The sequence below is a fragment of the Vibrio sp. nBUS_14 genome (assembly GCF_051201655.1).
Lineage (GTDB): Bacteria > Pseudomonadota > Gammaproteobacteria > Enterobacterales > Vibrionaceae > Vibrio.
In genome coordinates this window covers 2,498,644-2,518,354 of record NZ_CP179206.1, presented here as the reverse complement: position 1 = coordinate 2,518,354, position 19,711 = coordinate 2,498,644, and the positions used below count along the sequence as shown (strand labels likewise).

Here is a 19,711-nt window from a genome sequence, read left to right as displayed (position 1 = left end):
AAGCTACAAAACGCAGCGATTCATTAACTTCCCATTGATGAATCGTGTAATTTATTTTCACAAACTGACGTTTTCATCGTCCTGTTACAGTTCTTATCCTTTGTGTATTCCATTTTTAATGATTGGCTTACTTTTTGCTTAATCATTGATAGATATTTAATTTTGGCGAGCTGTTGCCACAAACAGGACGAAAATAGATGACAAAGACATTAATATTGCCACTAGCGGCAATGGTTTCAGGGTTACTTGTTGGTTGTGGCGGAGGTGGCGGAGGTGGCGGAGGTGGCGGAGGTGGCGGAGGTGGCGGAGGTGGTAGTACACCTTCTACACCTAAGTATACTTGGCAAATTGTCGAATTGGTTAGAGAGTCATCACCAAAATCTAGTTGCGTAACGTTTTATGAATACACAGATGTAAACAACAGTGCAAATAATTACTCGGTGATCGCGAGAATAGCAACTCGAGGATACAAGGTTTTGTTCCATGAGGACGATGGTTCAGTAATTAGTGAGCATACTATACAAGGTAGTGATATTCCCGCATCGGGGAGGGTCACAATTGATTCCGGCAACGTACCAGAAAATGGTTATGTGTCACTTGAAGAAACTGTTGGAGCAAACTCTGGAGATAGAGAATCGTATCAGATAGCTTTCCAGAAGCCGTTTTTACAAGATATGACTCTTAGTGTTCGTCAAAGTCAAGACGGAAACTCTTGTATGACTGGGTCTAGGTACAACATAGAACCAAACTCTGATACAGCCCGCATTTCTGTTGTTTCTTCAGGCTCTGTGGAATATTTCCACGCAAGTGCTTCATCTCAGTTGATCACTGGAGCTGATGGTACATCGCCTCTAGATATACCGATAGCAGCTCACAACCCTGCTGTAGAAAGAAAAATAGTCACGTCGTACAGCAGAGAAAGATCTACTAGGGCGTGTTGATCTTTCGTGAGTGTTTTTTGAACAGCATGGTAAAGAGTTATAATTTGCTTCGCCAAAAGTAAAACCATAACCAATACCATGCCAAGAACAATGCTAACTGATATTCGCTGGGAACTGCTACTCCAAGTTATGAAAAGTACAGGTCGTATTTACGATAAAACTGAACATCGAATGACATTTGAAGGAATACTTTATCGAATGAGAACAGGTATTCCTTGGCGAGATCTACCCTCTGAGTTCGGAGAGTGGAGTACCGTTTACAGACGATTTAATCTTTGGTCAAAGAAAGGGATTTTAGATAATCTTTTCAAAAGCTTATCTAGCATGGCTGACTTTGAATGGGTATTTCTTGATGGCTCTATAGTTAGAGCGCATCAGCATAGTACAGGTGCAGCTACTGAAAGTTCAGAGCAAATAGGAAAAAGTCGCGGGGGCAACTCAACCAAAATTCACTTAGCTGTAGATAGTGGTGGCCTGCCGATTTGCTTTGATTTATCAGAGGGACAACGCCACGATATAGTGCATGCCGAAAGCTTAGTTGAGCAACTCGATGAAGTTAATACCATCGTTTGTGATAAAGGATATGACAGCGAACCTTTCCGTACTTTTGTTAAGGAACGTGGCGGAGAAACAGTAATTGCTAAACGCAATTACGGACAAGATATAGACAAAGACAGTATGGATTGGTGTCTATACAAGTATCGTCACTTGGTCGAAAATGCCTTTGGGAGAATTAAGCATTATCGAGCTATTTCAAGTAGATATGACAAGCTAGAAAGGAATTATGCCAGCATGTTATCACTGGCATTCATGTTAATGTGGCTACCGATGTATTGTTGAACACGGAATGTACAGCAAAGATCAACACGCCCTAGCAACTTTGATACCCTAAATAGCTATGTAGTTATTGATTCTAATAGTGTCTATGAGTCTGGAAGCTCAGATCCAGACGTTTCAATTATGTCTACTAATGTGGATTCATTTGATATAAGTGTAGATAGCAGGCTCATACATTCGAGCGATGGTAATGTCACTACAGTCTTAGATAAGGCAGTATACTCTTGGCAGCCAATTTATGATCAAACTGACAATTTAACATCTTCTGGTTACGCTCCAGACGACAGTCAGTTGTCTGGGTGGAATGTAAACTTTTTCGCTAATACCGATGCTTCAAGTGGAGCTTGGGAATACAAAGAGAGAGCGATTATAGATGGGAATACAGTGTCTATATCTCAACCGTCAAACATATCTGACTTTAGCGCAACGAGTATTACATCTAGTGGCGTACTGACGACATCTTCTTACACAGATAGTGATTGGCAACTTCAAAGAACCCATATAAGAACAGTATCGGATTCTAATGCTAGACCCATATTCCAATCTATCTACGCATTGCCTAATAGTTCTCAACCTATGATGGGAAGTCCGACTGAATCGCTTGGTGACATATCTACAGCGAAGATAAACGTGAGTTTAGTTAAAGTAGAAGATAGCTATTTGGACAATGTATTTGAGGAACTGCTTTCAAACTCGATCGATTACGAAGTAATGTCGGATAAAAACCATGATGTAGATTCTCATCAATATGATTTGAATGGGGCGATATATTGGCAAGACGAAATTGTAGAACAACAAGTTGCATTATCGGGTAATGAAGCAAAAGTGGTTTCAAATAAACTAGGCTGGTAACGTTAGTTTGCTTCAGTTAACAAAAATAAAACATAAAACGCCCCTTTATTGGGGCTTTTTTATAAGCGATATTCATATCATTGAGAGGAAAACGCTACCTAGTGCATAATAAGTCAGAGTGAATCGCTATTTATTCCTAATTGACAGGTTAATGATTTGTTGCATGTTGCTCCGTGGGGTGCTAGTTTGGTTCGCATGAAAAGGTCGGAGTACCTTGCATTTTCACAAACTTGGGAGAGAAAGCGCATGAAAGATGTACCAGCGCTGGACATAAAGGATCTACACAAAACGTTTGGTCAAAATGAAGTTTTAAAGGGAATTTCACTTTCTGCGCATAAAGGCGATGTAGTATCGATTATCGGCTCTTCAGGGTCGGGTAAAAGTACTTTTCTTAGATGTATCAATCTATTAGAGACACCTACTGCAGGCGAAATTTGGGTTAATGGCGAATTGATTCAAATGAAAAACAACCGCCAAGGTGTTTCTGTTCCTGCCAATGAAAAACAAGTACAGCGAATCCGTTCTCGTTTGGCGATGGTTTTTCAGGGTTTCAATCTGTGGTCTCACCTGACCGTTCTCGAAAACGTTATCGAAGCGCCTGTTCACGTCTTAGGTGTACCTAAAGCACAAGCGATTGAAAATGCAGAGCTACTACTTAAAAAAGTAGGCCTGTATGAGCGTAAAGATTACTACCCAGGTCATTTATCAGGTGGACAACAACAGCGTGCTGCTATTGCGCGAGCGCTAGCGGTTGATCCTGAAGTTATGCTGTTTGATGAACCAACATCGGCATTAGACCCAGAGCTAGTAGGCGAAGTACTTGGCGTAATGCGTGATCTAGCCGAAGAGGGAAGAACCATGCTCGTGGTGACTCATGAAATGGCTTTTGCTCGTGACGTATCAAACCACGTGATGTTCCTACACCAAGGTCTAGTGGAAGAGCAGGGCGATCCAGCTAAACTGTTTACGGAACCTGAATCTGAGCGATTACAACAATTTATCTCATCGATTTACTAATCAGAATTGAAATACCGTTGCCTAGGTAAATAGCGACGGTGTGAACAATAAAACACAACAAGTAAGTTAATAAGTAACAACAAACACAATATTAAAACTAGCAAAACATAAAAACCTAAATCACAGGAGTAGGGATATGAAAAAGTGGTTATTAGTCGCGGCACTTGCTGCAACTGCTGCAACGGGCGTAGCTCAAGCAAAAGAATGGAAAACAGTACGTTTCGGTATTGAAGGTGCTTATCCTCCATTTAGCTGGACAGAAGCTGACGGTTCACTGAAAGGCTTCGATGTCGATATGGCGAACGCACTTTGTACTGAAATGCAGGTGAAGTGTAAGATTGTTGCACAAGACTGGGATGGCATTATTCCTTCTCTACTTGCTCGTAAATATGATGCGATCATCGCGGCAATGTCTATCACGGAAGAGCGTAAGAAAAAGATCGATTTCACTGGTAAATACGCACTTATCCCGAACAAGTTCATCGCCAAAAAAGGTGCAGGCCTTAACTTTGATGATCTAAGTGGTCAAAAAATTGCCGTTCAACGTGCAACAACTCACGACAAGTACCTAACAGATAACTATGGCGACACAGTAGAGATCGTTCGTTACGGTTCATTCGATGAAGCTTACCTTGACCTAGCTAACGGTCGTGTTGCTGCTGTACTGGGCGATGCATCTGCTCTAGAAGAAGGCGTACTAAACAAAGCTGGTGGTGAAGCTTACGAGTTTGTTGGCCCATCACTAACAGATCCTAAGTGGTTCGGTGAAGGTTTTGGTATTGCTCTACGTAAGCAAGACAAAGATCTGACCAAGCAACTAGATGCTGCAATCCTTTCGCTTCGTGAAAAAGGCATCTATCAAGACATCGCTGCTAAATACTTCAATTACGACGTATACGGCCAGTAATCTCTAGCGTCACTTCTTAAGGGAGAGGCTCTCCTCTCCCTGTCTTACCAACTTTTTCGCAGTTCTGTTGGAATTCATTATGTTTGATTTACAAGGATATGAAGCGTCGATCCTGAAAGGGGCGGTGCTTACAATTGAAGTTGCCTTGCTGTCGCTAATTTTAGCTATGGTTCTTGGTATGCTAGGTGCCTTAGCAAAACTAGCGCCATATCGCTGGGCTCGTGCTATTGCAACCCTTTACACAACAATCATTCGAGGCATTCCAGATCTCGTATTGATGATGCTGATTTTCTTTGGTGGACAAATCCTTTTAAACAACAGTTTGTATTCCATCAATGAGTGGCTCAATGAATGGTTCACATCGAGTGATCCTAACCATGAATGGACCGCTTACTTACCTGATTATATTGATGTTAGTCCATTTATTGCCGGTGTATTAACGATTGGCTTTATCTTCGGTGCTTATATGGCTGAAACATTCCGCGGTGCCATTATGGCCGTTGATAGCGGTGAAATGGAAGCGGCAAAGGCCTATGGTATGGGCCCTGTATTAGCGTTCCGTCGTATCCTGCTTCCGCAAATGATCCGTCATGCTTTACCGGGTTTCGGCAACAACTGGTTGGTATTGCTTAAAACGACCGCTCTGGTATCCATTATCGGTTTAGAAGATATGGTACGCGTCAGCGCATTGGCGGCGGGTTCAACTAAAATGCCATTTACCTTCTATATGACAGTGGCACTTATCTTCCTATTCTTCACCAGTGTTTCGACGGGCTTGCTTAAGTTGGTTGAACGTAAATTCAGCATCCACGCGAGGTAGTTATGGACTTTTCATTGATTATTGAAAGCCTGCCTATTTACCTTAGTGGTTTATGGACAACGGCTTGGATGGTTTGCGTAGCTTTGGTCATTGGCTTATGTGTAGCCATACCATTAGCTATCTCTCGCAATAGCCCTAATATGTTGATTAACGCACCAGCGTGGTCATTTATCTATTTCTTCCGTGGTACGCCATTATTGGTGCAGTTGTACCTGATTTACTACGGAATGGATCAGTTCTTCCCTGTAAAAGATACCCTATGGGAAAACGCATGGTTCTGTGCATTAGTCGCGTTTATTCTGAACACTTCGGCTTATACCGCTGAAATCATCCGTGGTGCAATTAACGGTTTACCGAAAGGTGAAGTTGAAGCAGCAAAAGCTTACGGTATGAGCACACCGAAGACTTACCGTCGAATCATTCTGCCAAGTGCTTTACGTCGAGCACTACCGGCTTACAGTAATGAAGTTATCTTCATGCTTCACGGTTCTGCTGTAGCGGGCATCGTAACGATTATGGATCTGACGGGTGCAGCACGTTTGGTTAACTCACGTTACTACGCTCCATTCGAGTCTTTCCTAACCGCTGGTCTGTTTTACATGGCGCTAACGTTCATCATCATCGCGATTTTTAAGTTCGCAGAGAAACGTTTCCTAGCTTACCTAAGACCGCTTAGTTAATAAACACACAGCAATCATTTCAGTTAAACAAACGGCGCTTTCATAGCGCTGTTTTTTATATCGTCAAAACTGCTCTTCTTTAATTTTTCGGCGGAAGAAAGAGCGCACTAACTGAGGATTTTTAAAAATAGTTAACTTGCTTCAAATTGCATTCACATATTCATGAGATTAATTGCTTTAGATTTAGCGATAGATAGACTCAGCGAAATTTTGTTGTTGTATGGAATGATGATGAAAAAGAGTAACTTACTATCCAATTTGGTTCTTTGTGCGATTGCCTTATCACTTTTAGGATGCGGAGGTGGTAGCGGAGGTGAAACTGCCCAAACTGGTTCTGGTGGTTCTGGTGGTTCTGGTGGTTCTGGTGGTTCTGGTGGTTCTGGTGGTTCTGGTGGTTCTGGTGGTTCTGGTGGAGAAGGTAACGAAAGCGGTGATCCTGGCATTACTCAAACACCACAAACTGCGGTGCAAAAGGCATTGTCCACAGGTGACGCTTCTTATGTAACGGACTCTCATGAGTTTATTGATGCTAGCCAAGTGTTAGTGGCTCAATACAACTCAGATTACAATCATATCAAGCAATCTTTATCTCAAAACTCGGAAGGTGAGCCTCTAAGTAACCTTCACTGGGATCCGACACATGATGCTGCGATTATCTTACCAACCTATGGCTTTAACGATGTCATCTTAAAGACCAATAAAGCGATGATAGATGGGTATGATGATCAAGAATTAGTAATAGGTATTGCTGGCTATACATCTGATAATAGTCGCTATGCCGCATTAGCAAGTAACCCGTTTCGAACTAAGCAGCGTTTTCCTGACTCGGTCAATGAAGAGATGGACACTTGGCTGAATAATTTAGTTGAGTGGGCTTCCGGTACACAATCACCTAAAAATGTTGTCTTAGCTCAGCTAGATCAATCTCATTATTTTCCTGATGACCAAGCGACACGAAACTGGTTAATCGACAATGTTAACGCTTCTATGGTTATCAACGCTGACAATGCTTGTGATGGCAGTCAGTTAAGCCAATGTCTTGAAACTAATCCCCCTGACTTGTTGATCTTGTCTCAAAAGCTTAATGCTGGCGATAGCATAGACGATGTTCTTAAGGGTGTACGCCTCGCGTTCAGCAAGAACATTCCTGTTTTGTACCTGCATCTTGATGGTGGCATGACGGACTTAGGTAATGCCTTGTTTTCTGAAATGCACATGATCTATGTTGGTGATAACTATTGGCGTAAGCTCGGCCTATCTAATTGGGACTCTACACAGCTTATTAATCAGATTCCGGATAATATTGTTCAACAACAAGCGCTTTTACAACGATTGAAAGATGACAGTTTTACCGTTGACCTGAATACGTGTGATGACAAATCTTGCCCTGATGATTCCAATATGGATGAAGAATTCTATATTGCGGCGAATAGTATTCGTTCATACCTAACAGAGCTTGATAGTAAGAAGGTTGACCTGTTTGCATCGGATGAATACGAATATGAAAAGCTGTTATTACTACTCGCTGATCATTACCGTCAAGATGTTCAGTACCCAATGGGTAAAGGTGTAACTGAGAGAATTGATTTTCTTCGTTCTTATTATAGTGACTACGCTGTATACAACAGACGTCTACATAATGCCGCACAACCAAGTCTAGGTAATTTTAGCACTAAGAGTTTTGATAACGTTCCTCTCGTAACCAAAACAATCACCTTGGAGTCTAAGAGGCACTTCCGATCTGCTGGAGTGTATGCCTTACCGGGTAAGACGATTAATGTTACTCGCTTAGACAGTAACGAAGTGGCTACGTCTATTGCTTTCAATACATTGCGTAACGGTGCGACACATGAGTTTTCGGGTAATGATGGCTACGCGAGGCCGAAGTTTTTAACCTCGGTCACTTACCCCGTGAAACCGGGAGAGACGATTTATCTCACGTCAGCTTACGGTGGAACGCTGCAGGTTCATTTTGATACCAATGATATTGATGTTGAATTGCGTTTTGAAAATATAGCGCAGCATCCTATTTTGCGCAGTGAAGAAGACAACGACAGTTTTGTTGCACAGCTTGAAGAAGGAAACTTTGATTGGGCTGAACTCATTACTCCGGGGTTTGAGGTTCATTCAAAGCTAGAAAAGATGCAGGAGTCGGTGAGTCCAGCTCGTTGGGATAAGCCACAAGACATGGCGTTAGCGACAGAGCGTTACGTTCATAACTTACCTCATGCACTTGCTGGTTTTGAAGGTCCAGGAATCGATGTGATTGATGAAGTTCAGCAATATGCAAAAAATCAGGGTTGGCAGGTTGAAACCATTGATATTGTGAAGCATATGAACGCCGACCAAGCGAACTGTGGCTACGGTTGCTCAGGAAACCCTTACGATGCTTATTGGTCTTTTGATCCTCTAGGGCATGGTGATTTGCATGAATTAGGGCATGGGCTTGAGAAAAGCCGCTTCCGTTTTTCTGGTTGGGAAGGCCATTCAACGACGAACTATTACTCTTATTACAGTAAGTCACGCTATTACCAAGAGACAGGGAAAATATCCGCTTGCCAAGGCTTAGACTTCAAAGGTCAATTCGAAGTGCTTAAACAGAGTCGTTTAGAAGCCGATCCGAATGCCTACATGGCAGCTCAGAACCAAGCGAATTGGAGTTGGGGTGCAAGAATCTATATCCAGATGATGATGTTGGCGCAAGAGCAGGGGATTTTGACAACGGGTTGGCACTTACTGGGGCGTTTGCACACGATAGAGCGAGAGTTTAATCGATCGGCAAAATCTGAAGAACTATGGAATGCGGGTAAAGGCTCGATAGGTTTCTCTGATTACACACTTGAAGAAGCAAAAGCTATCTCTAGTGATGATTGGCAATTGATCGCGATTAGTTATGTTACTCAGCGAGATATGCGAGCGTACTTGGATATGTGGGGCTTTAGCTTTGAGAATAAGGCAAAACAGCGTAAGCGCTCCATAAAACCCGCATTCTAATCGCCTAGCGCGAAGAATAAGATCAAGTCTCCAACCATGAGGAGATTTGAAATGGGAAAACGACACACTAATCAAGAATGGCAAACGCTCATCGAGCAGTCTGAATCGAGTTCATTGTCAACGCTTGCATTTTGTAAGCTTAATGAACTCAACCCCTCGACGTTTTACGCTAAGCGCCAGCAACTCAAAAAAGCAGATGTCTCTCAAGGCTTTGTACGGGCAGAGATCGTCGAAAAGACAACGAAATATCAAGCTCAAATAGCCACCGCTAACATGACACTTCTCATCAATGATGTGGAGTTGAGCATTCCTCAAGGCACGCCCGCTGCCTACCTGGCAGAACTCATTGGAGCCTTGTCATGAAACATATGCTCAGCGCACCAGAGATTGATCTGTATCGTGAGAGTGTCGATTTTAGAAAGTCCATCAATGGCCTCGCGGCGATTATCGAAAGTGACACCGATTTACCCTTGGGAAGCGGCGCACTGTTCCTGTTCACCAATAAACAGCGCGACAAAATCAAAGTGCTGTACTGGGATAAAACTGGCTTTGCGCTTTGGTATAAACGTCTTGAAAAAGCCAAGTATAAATGGCCTACAAAAGAGAAAAATGAAGTGTTTACCCTGACTCAATTCGAGCTTGATAGACTGCTTTCTGGCTTCACGATTATCGGCCATAAACCCGTTCAAATAGACGATTTTACAATGACTTAATCGATAATAAAGCCTTATCTACCAAGCGTAAATGGTATGGTTTTAGTATAATCAATGCCATGAAAAAGACGCCAGATATCAACCCAGAAAGCCAAGATGTTGCCAAGCTACAAGCGATGGTGAAAGCGCTGATGGCGTCAGAAAACCAATGGAAACAAGAGCGTCAATCTCTGCTTGAGCAACTCAAACTTGCTTTCGACCGCCAGTTCGCAAAACGCTCGGAGGCGTTAAAGCCTTACGATGAATCTCAAGGTGACCTCTTCAACGAAGTGGAATGTGAAGCCGCTAAGGGAGAGGTGGTTGAGGTAACAACGACCACAACGAAGAAGCGTGGTAAACGCAAGCCACTTCCAAAGACTTTGCCTCGTGAGGTTATCGAACTCGATTTAGACGACCATGAAAAACAGTGTGCATGCTGCCAACATAGTCTGCATAAAATCGGTGAAGACCGCAGTGAGAAACTTGAGTTCTCACCAGCCGTGCTCAAAGTGCTGGAATATGTTCGTCCTAAGTATGCTTGTCGTCAGTGCGAGCAAACTGAAGACAAAAGCCACATCGTTCAAAAGCCAGCGCCCCAGAGCATCATCCCTAAAAGCTTCGCGACAGAAAGCTTGCTAGCCAACATCATCCTTGGCAAATATCAATACGCAATGCCACTGTACCGCCAAGAGTCGCTGTTTACCCAGTCGGGTATCGAGCTATCACGAACCACGATGGCAAGGTGGGTTATCCAAGTCAGTGAGAAGTTCACACCGCTGTATGCGGCCTTGAAAGAGCATCTACTCCAACAAGTGGTGGTTCAGGCAGATGAAACGCCGCTCAATGTCCTCAAAGAAGATAAACAGTGTTATATGTGGCTCTACTGCTCGGGCGCAGACTCGCCCGACGCTGCACTGCCGAATGTAAAGAATATCGCCTTGTACGACTATCAAAACAGTCGCGCGAGGGCATGCCCTGTTGCCTTCTTGGGGGATTACAGTGGTTATCTGCAAACCGATGGCTATGGTGCCTATGATGGTCTTCATCACGTAACCAATGTTGGTTGCTTGGCACATGCACGGCGTAAGTTCATGGATGCTAAGAAGCTTCAAGGTAAAGGTAAGTCAGGCAAAGCAGATAAAGCGCTAGCCAAAATCCAGAAGCTCTATGGGATAGAATCGCGCTTAAGAGGTGCGACTGTCGAAACACGAAAAGCAGAACGTCAACTGCATGCCAAGCCGATACTGGATGAGCTGTACGAGTGGATGACGACTCAACAAGTGCTAGCGTCTAGCTCGCTGGGTAAGGCGATAAAATACACGCTCGGCCAATGGCCGAAACTTATCCGCTATATCGATGACGGTCATTTATCTATCGATAATAATCGTGCTGAACGCGCCATTAAACCGCTGGTCATTGGCAGAAAAAATTGGCTCTTCTCGAACACACCAAATGGTGCTGATGCGAGCGCGATGCTTTACAGCATCGTCGAGACGGCGAAAGCCAACGGCCTTATCCTCTACGGCTACATGGTCAAGTGCATGAAAGAGCTAGCGAAAGTTGAGCCTGATATCGATGCGCTCCTACCTTGGAACTTCAAACATTAACAACATCGCCCCGTGGGTTCATGGGGCGTTTACAAAACAGCAAGTCGGAAGCTTGAGCTTAACTGCTATGCCTCTTAAGTACTTTGCGTCTGAGAACACGGGTTACTGTCTGGATGATTTTGCGAAGTATCCGTTGGATGTTGATGTAAGTGCTGTTTGGCCACTTTGATTAATTAGTCGCAACAAATTTGATTAAGCGATAGAGATGGATATAAAAAAGGAGAGGTGGGCAATCCCAACTCTCCTTTATTTTTTATTAATTAAACAAGAAAAACGAGTTAAACAAGCAATATTATTTAAACGTCGACCAAATTGGCGCGTGATCAGATGGCTTTTCGATGCCACGCAGTTCGTAGTCGATGCCTGCTTCAGTACATTTATCAGCAAGCTTCTGAGACGCCAGTACCACGTCAATGCGTAGGCCGCGGTTGTCCACGAAACCTTTTGAGCGGTAATCAAACCACGAGTATTGGTCGTTTACTTCTGGATGTAGTAAGCGGAAGCTGTCAACAAAACCCCAGTCCATCAATGTTTTCAACCATTCGCGCTCTTCTGGTTGGAAAGAACACTTGCCTGTTTTCAACCAACGTTTCGCATTAGGTTCACCGATGCCAATGTCTGCGTCGATAGGGCTGATGTTAATGTCGCCCATAACAATGACTTGTTCATGTTTGTTGTGGTAGTCATTTAGGTAAGTCATCAAGTCTTTGTAGAACTGACGCTTGTATGGGTATTTAGTCTCGTGCTTGATGTTATCCCCTTGAGGGAAGTAACCGTTTAGTACCGTTACCTTTTCACCGTTTTCATCTTCAAACGTAGCCATGATCATACGCTTTTGATGGTCTTCATTGTCAGTAGGAAAACCCTTCTGCACAGAGATAGGCTCCTGCTTGCACAACATAGCCACACCGTAGTGCGCTTTTTGGCCATGGAAGTAAACCTTGTAACCCATCGCTTCAACATCAGCGAGTGGGAAGGCTTCATCGTGTACTTTTATCTCTTGAAGACCAATCACGTCAGGTTGGTGTTTATCGATAATCGCTTGTAGCTGGTGAAGGCGGGCTCTAAGGCCATTGATGTTGAAGCTAATTACTTTCATTGATTTTTATACCTCTTGCAAACCCTTATGATTGCTTGTTTATCAAGGGTTTATTGATTTAGTGAATGTCATGGTTAACCGTATTTAACCATGCTTAATAAATTCCATCGCCATTTCATCGCCACTTTTTGAGGGTGTTATAGGCTGTATTGAGTGACGGGGTTAAAGGTGATTGCATCACTTAAATGGTTCGGGGAAAAGTGAGCATAAATCATCGTTTGCTCAATTTTTTGATGCCCTAGAATGTTCTGCAATACTAAAATATTACCACCGTTCATCATAAAATGGCTGGCGAAAGTATGGCGCAAAACGTGAGTTGCTTGACCCTTTGGTAAATCGGGTAGGGCTTTTGTTAACCACTTATGCGCCACACCATAACCGCAATCAAAAAGCTTATCATTTGTTGGCTTGTGAAGCTCTTTGTAAAGCTTATTCGATATTGGAACGGTTCGGTTTCTTTTACCTTTAGTATTAGTGAAAGTCAGCTTGTGCTTAAGCAACTGGCTGCCTCTCATTTCGACTACCTCATTGATACGTGCCCCAGTCGCTAAACAAGTCTTGAAAATGGCGGTGAGCTCTTCACTGACTTTGCTTTCTTTAATAACCTCAAACAAGTGCATGATTTGTTCTTCACTTAAAAAAGTAACTTCAGATTCTGCCTTTTTTATGGGCTCTACACCATCAACAGGGTTAGGTAATTTCCACTCCTTGAGCTTGATTAACTTATTGAATATGGATTTTAACCAGGCAATATCACCATTGTTTGAGCTGATGGAAAGGCTGCCTTTACGGCCCCGACCTTTATTGGTTCGGGTTGATCGGTAGTGGGCGAAATCTCGCGAAGATAAATGTGAAGCGATAGGGTTGTTCAATTCATTGCAAATGTGCAGCATGCGGTTTTTTGCGTGTTCGCCAGACTTTAGGTTTTGGCCATGAAGCTTAAACCATAATTCTACTAAGTCAGACAGGCGGCGGTGATCGGTTTTTTCACCTAACCACGGTTTGTCGACAATCTCTTTCATTAAGTAGAATTCATAGTTGTTCGCTTCGCCTTTGGTGGTGAAGCGTTTACGAACACGTTTACCCTTATGGCCTTGCGGGTAGCACTCACAAAGCCAAGGTTTCTTGCTGCCGTCTTTAAGGTTTCTGATAGACATAAAAAAGCCCAAAAGTACTGGTTATAAATACAGTCTAAATCGGGTGGTTTTTGTAGGCAATGTTTTAAATACGTATATGCAAATAAGGTTGATTGAAGGGCTCTGGTGAACTCTACACGACAGCTGTTTTGCGCGGGCCATACTGACAGTGCTCTTGTCAGTAGGTAAACCAACTATGATCGTTCTCTAGCAAGTTTTTGGACAAAACCTTCTTAGCTCGTCTTACCTAATGCCATCAGTTGAGATAAGAAAAAGTATCTTGAAACCTTAAATGCTTGTTATGTGAGCCAAACCCAAGATTATTCGCATTTAGTGCATTAATGATACCCCCTAGCTCCTGCGCTGTTAGTATATTTGGCGATACTTCTTGTACTGCTAGGTTCAATTTGCCAGCAACAGCATTTACACTAGGATGCACCACGACTATCTCACCAGAATTTTCTAGTTCCCTGAGTGCTTTTAATAACGCTTCTTTTACTACCGACTCGTTCATATTCTATACTCACCAACGCCCGCTTAAGTGGTGAGCAACGCAATGCGATGTTTCCGCACACCACCTAAATCACTAAAGTCAACGCATGATAAAAATGCCACGCGTTGCGAATCCGTCTTGAAGCGTTTGTTAGGGCTTAGTTTTTACACCATGTAGTTTTGCAAAATTTGGATCAATCCAGCTAGAAACTACCTGACCTTCGGATAGCTCAATACATCTAGGTTCAATACAACTCTCCTCAAACTCTTGTAGTGAGGCACTAAGAAAAGTTCTATCCGATGTCTCATGATCCCAGAAAAAGACCCCTTGGGCATTTTGAATGAAGTAATTACCGCATTCATCTTCTGCAATTACACTTACATCAGATAACTCTTTGGGTGCAGTCACTGTCGCTTTACGAATCACTCCATACTCACGATCTGAAGAGTCGATGAAAATCTTTCCAAACATAGACATTACTCCTTAGAGCCCTAAAAGCTATATTAGACAGAATAATTCTGTACTTAAATATAGAATTATTCTGTCTAGTATCTTAATGACGTAAACCATACATCTGTTTTGCTATGAATAACAATAGTTTAAGTTCTACAGTTCTGTACCTACATCACTAAATACAGATTTTTTCTGTATAGCATAAATTGGTCAGCAAAATATGTTCCAGCCTGATGCACAAATAAGTGTTAGACAATTTGCCAGCAAGCTATTGCCACAATAGTTCTCATGCTAAATTCATACGTTCTAAACACACTTATTGGGGCATTTTCGAGCTAGAAAGTGCCACAGGTAAAAATTCAACCTGTGAAGGTTTTGGACAAAAATGCGTTTAAGAAAATAGAACATTAGCGAAACATGAATAACTAAAAGTATGGAAAGTCATTTAACTTTGTATCCACTGTTGATGGAACAGGCCATTATGGCAATAAACCTGATTAAAACTGCTCGATAAGTACTTGCAATTCTTGTTCTTGGTTCATGCTCGCTTACGATTCATTCTGCCTATCACCACTCCTTATGCTGTCATTAAAATTCTTTATTATTCAGTGAGTTAATTTATCCGTATTCTTTGGTATCTATTTGAAATACTGAGGGAAACAAAAATGAAAAATGGGTTAGTTTGCACTTTATCGGTGATGTTAATTGTAGGATGTAAAGAATCGAATGAGCCAAACGCTGCTGTAGTGGAACAACCGAGTGTCATCTCTCACATAGAGAAAACACCGGAACTAAGTGCAGAATTAAAGGCACAGCCGACCATTGATGATCAACTTAGGCTTCTATATGAGCGTTTTGAATCCATGCTTGACCGCAGCGACTCTCTCACTGGTACTGATGCAAACAATGATGGTATCCGCGATGACATTGAGGCGTTTATCGATGCGTTAGAAGTGACCGAGCCAGTCCGAAAAGCCTTAAAACAAAACGCTCGCTACTCACAAGAAAACCTGTACCACGACTTCTCGAAAAAGACTAAAGCCAATATCGACAAGGCAATGGCGATGGGTAATAGATATAACAAAGTTATCGCCTGTAAGAAGTTTGTTGGCATTCCAGTCAGAGATAGAACAAATACAGGAAAAACCATTAGAGCTCTCACCTACAACACCAAAGCACGCACCATGGCCTACCTTGCTTATAGCCATTTACAAGACGGCGCGATAAGTGCATCCCTGAATGCAGAGGCCAAATATTGTGAATAAACAAGCAATAATACTTATGGCTAGTGCCTTACTTTCCGTTAACGCCAATGCAAATTCCTGTAAAATCGAAGGCTATACCATAGGTTTCTTTAACGGGGTCGCAACAACGATAGACGAAGCCAACGACGGTCGAGATGAATTAGAATCCACTATAGATATCAACCAATACAACGGTGAGTCTGTCGAATACCAGCTTTTCTACAACGATTCTTATATTGAAGGAAGTGGGCTTAACGTACTGGCTGATTTTGCTGAAACCTTTGACCAAAGAACTTACGAGTTAGAGCAGAAACAATTCGACCGGTGGGAGGCCTTTTGGGACATTGTGAGCGGTCGGCAAAACAGCTCTATCATCCAAAAATTCAGCGCCACTTTTGCTTGGTTTGCTGGGTTTGTTCTCGACTTCACAAACCAAACCATCAATGCAACCATCACGACATATTTAAAAGAACTAGCCTCACTTATTGATGCCCCCGAAACCAGCCAAACTAGAATGCAGCATCATCTTTTAAATGACTCTCTTACGTGGAAAGGAAAAAAGCTCATTTACATCGCGCATTCACAAGGGAACTTATGGGTAAACGAATCATACAAGCATGTGACATCTCAATACGGTTACAGTGCCGATAACATTCGCGTCGTTCACATCGCTCCCGCTTCCCCAACCCTTAGCGCGGACAGTGATTATATTTTATCGGCCTCAGACCTTGTGATTAATGGACTTAACTTTACAGGGATAGGCAGCGTTCCGCCTCCCAACACCATGATAGCACCGAGTAAATTAGACTTTTCAGGACACGGACTCATTCCTATTTACCTCACTCACCCCAAATCCATTGAGAAAATCAAAGCGTCGGTCAATACAGCTTTCACCTCTCTTACTAAACCTGAGATGGAAGATTTTTTGTTTAAAATTGAGTTCGATTATAGTGTTAGCTATGACGCACTTCATGATAATCCTGTTTATGAAATTGTTGACGCAAGTAAAACTGACGATTTGGGTTCTTACCTAAATCGTCCTGCTTTTTATCTCAGCCCAGAGAATGATTCTTGGTTCAAGAGGAATGTGGATTCTTATATACAAGATGAAGATAGATTGCCATTTAGAGTTGCGGGCAATGATGTGGTTTTTTTTGATACTTGTAAAAGCCCGAACGAGGCAATGAATGACATACCATCGATTCCCTCGCAAGACACTTATATGTTCGTACAATGGCGAAATTTAAAAAGCTTTGAGCGAGGTACATTTAAGGATATTTGGAGGTCGAGAAAGATGACTGATAGATATGGATTGGTAGATGAAAACCCAATAGCGTTTCAAGATATGGACGACGACTATTTCATTTGTGCTGGGGATGGAGATGCCATTGAACTAGAGGCAACACAGCACTTTTATAGTGAAGAACAACGTCAATATTTAGCCACTCAGCATTTATCAGGACGTTATGATGTGTCGGCACGTTATGCAGTACGTTTTCAAAGTTTTCATCCCAATAATCTCTGCCAAGGTCATTGATTGCTAGCTTTGTCAATATAATCAATGCATTATTGAAAAATCTCATCAACTAATCGCTAAATGACTAGGGCATGTTGACCTTTTGCGGTTAATTTTTTTCGAGATAAAAGCGTTTTAATCGCGGCGAGGGGTAAGTAGCCTAGTCATTATAAGCAAATCTTCCTCAACAAAGAATAAAACGCTTTTAGCCGAACCCTACGGGCTGTGTTTGCTGCAAGAATCAGCTCGAAAGATCAACACGCCCTAATAGTATGTAGTCATGATTCAGATAACTATTTTTTAAGGTTATTAAAGTAAAAGGAAGGCAATAGGGTCACATCTTGCGTTTTGCCACACATTACTTTTGATAGGGTAAACATACATTAACAGTATGTGAATGAGTATTTACTCTGACTGATAATGGGGCACTTTTGAGTTAGAAAGTGCCACGGGTAAAAATTCAGACTGTGAAGATTTTGGACAAAAACTTGCCAGCGATTTTGCTAAATTAGTAATTAAATAGTGATACAATAATTTTTTATATGAAGGGGAGATATAAATGGAACTCATTTTTGTACCATTTTTAATAGTTTTCTTTTTCTGGGAACAAATAGAAATGGAAATAGATAATATATTGGTTAGCGTAATATTCTTTTTGTACGCAATAGGCTTATTTCTTTTTGTGGATCTTCCGACAAATGCCAGAATTGGTAGCTTGTTCATAGGTCTACCATCTACCTCTTATCTAGCGTTTATATTTCCTTCTCTAATACCATACGAAGAAAAGGTGGTTAAAACCACCTCTTGTATTATGCTTCTAGTTACTTCACTACTTTTGATCTACTTTCAACTTTTCGTATATGAGCAATAAATCAGTCTCGAGATTGTAGTTTTGAAGGCGTTTATCGAGTTCTTTTATATAAATCAATTCTTCCTCTGTGAGCTTCGCCGAATCCATTTCGTTATGAACAGAGAGCGTTGTTTTTAAGTCAGATTCATTTATGTTTCCAATGTAGTTCAGCTCTTCTAACTTTGAACAAGATTCTATTCTCAAGCTACGAATTAAAGGAAGATATTCCATATCTTTGAGAGATACCAACTTTGTGGTTAAATCAGGCTTGGCTTTTTCAAAACCTATGCATTCTTCGACTTCCGCGTAGTATCTATCTAGTCGTTCGTTAGCAAACGTACCAGAAGACATAGTAATCAACATTAAACAAGCTGTTAGCTTAGCGCATCGCATTGTACATACACCTCCAAAACATTTTTTCTTGATATGTTAACGATGGTTTCATATACATTCTTGCTGAAATGTCTTCCACCCTACGTACCAGCAGTGGATTAGATGATTCATAGCTTGGTCTAGTAATTGAAAATCAGTTGTGTATATTTTGTATGACGCTCCAATTACACCGTTACCGCCGAAGATATCAAGCATTGCTGAGGCACCAAGAAAAACAGAAAGTGCTTTGGCCATATCTTGCAATTCTCTTATTTCTTCAATCGCATTTCTGCTGTCGGAACCAAAACGAACACTACTAAGGTCACTACACGACATAAGTTTAAAGCCTTTCCTATTGTTTAGATTAATCAAAATTTTCACTTTCATTACTACTGTACATTGCAGCAATAATGTAAACAATGTTGCATAAAGAAAAGCTACGGAATCACTATAAAAAAAGTAATTTAGACGGTTAAAGACTGGATTTTATACCCTCTAGATGGGTAAGATTTTTTAAAATACCAGCAAGTAAGATGTGAAACATTAAAAGTGAGCTGGCTACACACGGGTAAAAATCAGCCCGAGAAGCTTTTGGACATAAACGTGTTATGGGTCTTGCTAAATTAGTAAACCATAGATAACCACAAGTATGGTAAATCTTTCTTTGTACTCCATACTCACTCTGTTACTTCCCGATTTCAGATAATAAGTGCGACATTCATGGAAAGGTCTTGAAGAGGGAGCCAACTCCTTACTTTAATACTGCTCTTCATTTCGCAAATAGCACAACCACAAGCGACTCTACGTAATTATTTATTCTAGTTGCGATGCCATTAACACCTTCTGTATGTCCGTAGTGCATGTCGTAATTTGGCTACTCTCGATAGTTTCATCGACTCATAAAAGAACAAAAACTCGACCATTCATTAATCGCAATAATAGATGCTAACTTATACACATACAGCACAACGAGCCAGTAGCGGTGATTTAGCATTTATAACCAATCATTTGCATTGCATACAACAATAAATGTGATCTTTTTTATTAGGGGATTACGCCGAACTTCATGCAAATTAAGACATATTTGTCTGGCTACGATTCTAAAATTGATATATATAATTACATAATAAAAAACATTCAGAACAATTAGGGCTACTAATAAATGTAATAATAAAACATACCTCGTTGACACACATTTTTT

General features: G+C 41.6%; 20 protein-coding genes. 13 read left to right on the top strand and 7 right to left on the bottom strand.

The window, feature by feature from the left end; translation table 11 throughout:
• Nucleotides 1-197: 197 nt before the first annotated feature.
• The 11 genes from ACMAZD_RS11850 to tnpC all read left to right on the top strand — a co-directional run bounded on the left by ACMAZD_RS11850 (nt 198) and on the right by tnpC (nt 11,347).
• Nucleotides 198-941 (top strand): hypothetical protein, encoded by a 744-nt coding sequence (locus ACMAZD_RS11850; protein ID WP_435247373.1) that lies wholly within the window; start codon nt 198-200, stop codon nt 939-941.
• 78 nt (nt 942-1,019) lie between these two features.
• Nucleotides 1,020-1,781 carry an IS5 family transposase gene (locus ACMAZD_RS11845; RefSeq protein WP_102276546.1) on the top strand — a complete coding sequence of 254 codons (762 nt, stop codon included), beginning with the start codon at nt 1,020-1,022 and terminating at the stop codon, nt 1,779-1,781.
• Nucleotides 1,782-1,901: 120 nt separating this feature from the next.
• Nucleotides 1,902-2,630 (top strand): hypothetical protein, encoded by a 729-nt coding sequence (locus ACMAZD_RS11840; RefSeq protein ID WP_435247372.1) that lies wholly within the window; start codon nt 1,902-1,904, stop codon nt 2,628-2,630.
• A gap of 246 nt (nt 2,631-2,876) precedes the next feature.
• Nucleotides 2,877-3,647, top strand: a complete 771-nt coding sequence (locus ACMAZD_RS11835) for an ABC transporter ATP-binding protein (protein WP_004736532.1) — start codon at nt 2,877-2,879, stop codon at nt 3,645-3,647.
• A 136-nt stretch (nt 3,648-3,783) separates the two neighbouring features.
• Nucleotides 3,784-4,554, top strand: coding sequence for an ABC transporter substrate-binding protein (locus tag ACMAZD_RS11830; protein ID WP_048659693.1), 771 nt, complete (start codon nt 3,784-3,786; stop codon nt 4,552-4,554).
• Between the two features lie 79 nt (nt 4,555-4,633).
• The gene (locus ACMAZD_RS11825; RefSeq protein WP_435247371.1) at nt 4,634-5,374 is read left to right on the top strand and encodes an ABC transporter permease; all 741 of its coding nucleotides are present in this window, start codon (nt 4,634-4,636) and stop codon (nt 5,372-5,374) included.
• A 2-nt stretch (nt 5,375-5,376) separates the two neighbouring features.
• Nucleotides 5,377-6,054 (top strand): ABC transporter permease, encoded by a 678-nt coding sequence (locus ACMAZD_RS11820; RefSeq protein WP_435247370.1) that lies wholly within the window; start codon nt 5,377-5,379, stop codon nt 6,052-6,054.
• A gap of 231 nt (nt 6,055-6,285) precedes the next feature.
• Nucleotides 6,286-9,048 carry an ImpA family metalloprotease gene (locus tag ACMAZD_RS11815; RefSeq protein ID WP_435247369.1) on the top strand — a complete coding sequence of 921 codons (2,763 nt, stop codon included), beginning with the start codon at nt 6,286-6,288 and terminating at the stop codon, nt 9,046-9,048.
• 51 nt (nt 9,049-9,099) lie between these two features.
• Nucleotides 9,100-9,411, top strand: a complete 312-nt coding sequence (gene tnpA, locus ACMAZD_RS11810) for an IS66 family insertion sequence element accessory protein TnpA (RefSeq protein WP_016787131.1) — start codon at nt 9,100-9,102, stop codon at nt 9,409-9,411.
• Nucleotides 9,408-9,761: an IS66 family insertion sequence element accessory protein TnpB gene (gene tnpB / locus ACMAZD_RS11805; RefSeq protein ID WP_435247368.1), complete on the top strand. Its 354-nt coding sequence runs from the start codon at nt 9,408-9,410 to the stop codon at nt 9,759-9,761. Before tnpA ends, tnpB begins: the two co-directional genes overlap by 4 nt.
• A gap of 59 nt (nt 9,762-9,820) precedes the next feature.
• Complete coding sequence (tnpC, locus tag ACMAZD_RS11800; RefSeq protein ID WP_435247367.1) at nt 9,821-11,347, top strand: IS66 family transposase; 1,527 nt, start codon at nt 9,821-9,823, stop codon at nt 11,345-11,347.
• A 292-nt stretch (nt 11,348-11,639) separates the two neighbouring features.
• Here tnpC and xthA read toward each other — a convergent pair whose 3' ends face one another.
• The 4 genes from xthA to ACMAZD_RS11780 all read right to left on the bottom strand — a co-directional run bounded on the left by xthA (nt 11,640) and on the right by ACMAZD_RS11780 (nt 14,546).
• A complete protein-coding gene (gene xthA / locus ACMAZD_RS11795) occupies nt 11,640-12,446 on the bottom strand; it encodes an exodeoxyribonuclease III (protein ID WP_435247366.1) in 807 nt (268 codons plus the stop codon).
• 137 nt (nt 12,447-12,583) lie between these two features.
• Nucleotides 12,584-13,603 carry a phage integrase gene (locus ACMAZD_RS11790; protein WP_435247365.1) on the bottom strand — a complete coding sequence of 340 codons (1,020 nt, stop codon included), beginning with the start codon at nt 13,601-13,603 and terminating at the stop codon, nt 12,584-12,586.
• A 235-nt stretch (nt 13,604-13,838) separates the two neighbouring features.
• Nucleotides 13,839-14,096, bottom strand: a complete 258-nt coding sequence (locus ACMAZD_RS11785; RefSeq protein ID WP_435247364.1) for a hypothetical protein — start codon at nt 14,094-14,096, stop codon at nt 13,839-13,841.
• A 129-nt stretch (nt 14,097-14,225) separates the two neighbouring features.
• A complete protein-coding gene (locus ACMAZD_RS11780; RefSeq protein ID WP_435247363.1) occupies nt 14,226-14,546 on the bottom strand; it encodes an SMI1/KNR4 family protein in 321 nt (106 codons plus the stop codon).
• A 647-nt stretch (nt 14,547-15,193) separates the two neighbouring features.
• On the opposite strand from ACMAZD_RS11780, the gene ACMAZD_RS11775 reads away from it, so the two are divergent.
• Nucleotides 15,194-15,793 carry a chromosome partitioning protein ParA gene (locus ACMAZD_RS11775; protein ID WP_435247362.1) on the top strand — a complete coding sequence of 200 codons (600 nt, stop codon included), beginning with the start codon at nt 15,194-15,196 and terminating at the stop codon, nt 15,791-15,793.
• Nucleotides 15,794-15,809: 16 nt separating this feature from the next.
• The gene (locus tag ACMAZD_RS11770; protein ID WP_435249368.1) at nt 15,810-17,309 is read left to right on the top strand and encodes a hypothetical protein; all 1,500 of its coding nucleotides are present in this window, start codon (nt 15,810-15,812) and stop codon (nt 17,307-17,309) included.
• 384 nt (nt 17,310-17,693) lie between these two features.
• Here ACMAZD_RS11770 and ACMAZD_RS11765 read toward each other — a convergent pair whose 3' ends face one another.
• The 3 genes from ACMAZD_RS11765 to ACMAZD_RS11755 form a co-directional block, all read right to left on the bottom strand.
• Nucleotides 17,694-18,011 carry a hypothetical protein gene (locus tag ACMAZD_RS11765; RefSeq protein WP_435247361.1) on the bottom strand — a complete coding sequence of 106 codons (318 nt, stop codon included), beginning with the start codon at nt 18,009-18,011 and terminating at the stop codon, nt 17,694-17,696.
• 106 nt (nt 18,012-18,117) lie between these two features.
• The gene (locus tag ACMAZD_RS11760) at nt 18,118-18,489 is read right to left on the bottom strand and encodes a hypothetical protein (RefSeq protein WP_435247360.1); all 372 of its coding nucleotides are present in this window, start codon (nt 18,487-18,489) and stop codon (nt 18,118-18,120) included.
• 90 nt (nt 18,490-18,579) lie between these two features.
• Entirely contained in the window at nt 18,580-18,846 is a 267-nt protein-coding gene (locus ACMAZD_RS11755) for a hypothetical protein (protein ID WP_435247359.1), read from the bottom strand.
• Between the last annotated feature and the right edge of the window lie 865 nt (nt 18,847-19,711).

What these genes read in the sequence shown, in the direction of transcription:
- ACMAZD_RS11850 (WP_435247373.1), top strand. Translation starts at nt 198, where the DNA reads ATGACAAAGACATTAATATTGCCACTAGCGGCAATGGTTTCAGGGTTA.
- ACMAZD_RS11845 (WP_102276546.1), top strand. Translation starts at nt 1,020, where the DNA reads ATGCCAAGAACAATGCTAACTGATATTCGCTGGGAACTGCTACTCCAA.
- ACMAZD_RS11840 (WP_435247372.1), top strand. Translation starts at nt 1,902, where the DNA reads ATGTCTACTAATGTGGATTCATTTGATATAAGTGTAGATAGCAGGCTC.
- ACMAZD_RS11835 (WP_004736532.1), top strand. Translation starts at nt 2,877, where the DNA reads ATGAAAGATGTACCAGCGCTGGACATAAAGGATCTACACAAAACGTTT.
- ACMAZD_RS11830 (WP_048659693.1), top strand. Translation starts at nt 3,784, where the DNA reads ATGAAAAAGTGGTTATTAGTCGCGGCACTTGCTGCAACTGCTGCAACG.
- ACMAZD_RS11825 (WP_435247371.1), top strand. Translation starts at nt 4,634, where the DNA reads ATGTTTGATTTACAAGGATATGAAGCGTCGATCCTGAAAGGGGCGGTG.
- ACMAZD_RS11820 (WP_435247370.1), top strand. Translation starts at nt 5,377, where the DNA reads ATGGACTTTTCATTGATTATTGAAAGCCTGCCTATTTACCTTAGTGGT.
- ACMAZD_RS11815 (WP_435247369.1), top strand. Translation starts at nt 6,286, where the DNA reads ATGAAAAAGAGTAACTTACTATCCAATTTGGTTCTTTGTGCGATTGCC.
- tnpA (WP_016787131.1), top strand. Translation starts at nt 9,100, where the DNA reads ATGGGAAAACGACACACTAATCAAGAATGGCAAACGCTCATCGAGCAG.
- tnpB (WP_435247368.1), top strand. Translation starts at nt 9,408, where the DNA reads ATGAAACATATGCTCAGCGCACCAGAGATTGATCTGTATCGTGAGAGT.
- tnpC (WP_435247367.1), top strand. Translation starts at nt 9,821, where the DNA reads ATGAAAAAGACGCCAGATATCAACCCAGAAAGCCAAGATGTTGCCAAG.
- xthA (WP_435247366.1), bottom strand. Translation starts at nt 12,446, where the DNA reads ATGAAAGTAATTAGCTTCAACATCAATGGCCTTAGAGCCCGCCTTCAC.
- ACMAZD_RS11790 (WP_435247365.1), bottom strand. Translation starts at nt 13,603, where the DNA reads ATGTCTATCAGAAACCTTAAAGACGGCAGCAAGAAACCTTGGCTTTGT.
- ACMAZD_RS11785 (WP_435247364.1), bottom strand. Translation starts at nt 14,096, where the DNA reads ATGAACGAGTCGGTAGTAAAAGAAGCGTTATTAAAAGCACTCAGGGAA.
- ACMAZD_RS11780 (WP_435247363.1), bottom strand. Translation starts at nt 14,546, where the DNA reads ATGTTTGGAAAGATTTTCATCGACTCTTCAGATCGTGAGTATGGAGTG.
- ACMAZD_RS11775 (WP_435247362.1), top strand. Translation starts at nt 15,194, where the DNA reads ATGAAAAATGGGTTAGTTTGCACTTTATCGGTGATGTTAATTGTAGGA.
- ACMAZD_RS11770 (WP_435249368.1), top strand. Translation starts at nt 15,810, where the DNA reads ATGGCTAGTGCCTTACTTTCCGTTAACGCCAATGCAAATTCCTGTAAA.
- ACMAZD_RS11765 (WP_435247361.1), bottom strand. Translation starts at nt 18,011, where the DNA reads ATGAACAAGCTACCAATTCTGGCATTTGTCGGAAGATCCACAAAAAGA.
- ACMAZD_RS11760 (WP_435247360.1), bottom strand. Translation starts at nt 18,489, where the DNA reads ATGTCTTCTGGTACGTTTGCTAACGAACGACTAGATAGATACTACGCG.
- ACMAZD_RS11755 (WP_435247359.1), bottom strand. Translation starts at nt 18,846, where the DNA reads ATGTCGTGTAGTGACCTTAGTAGTGTTCGTTTTGGTTCCGACAGCAGA.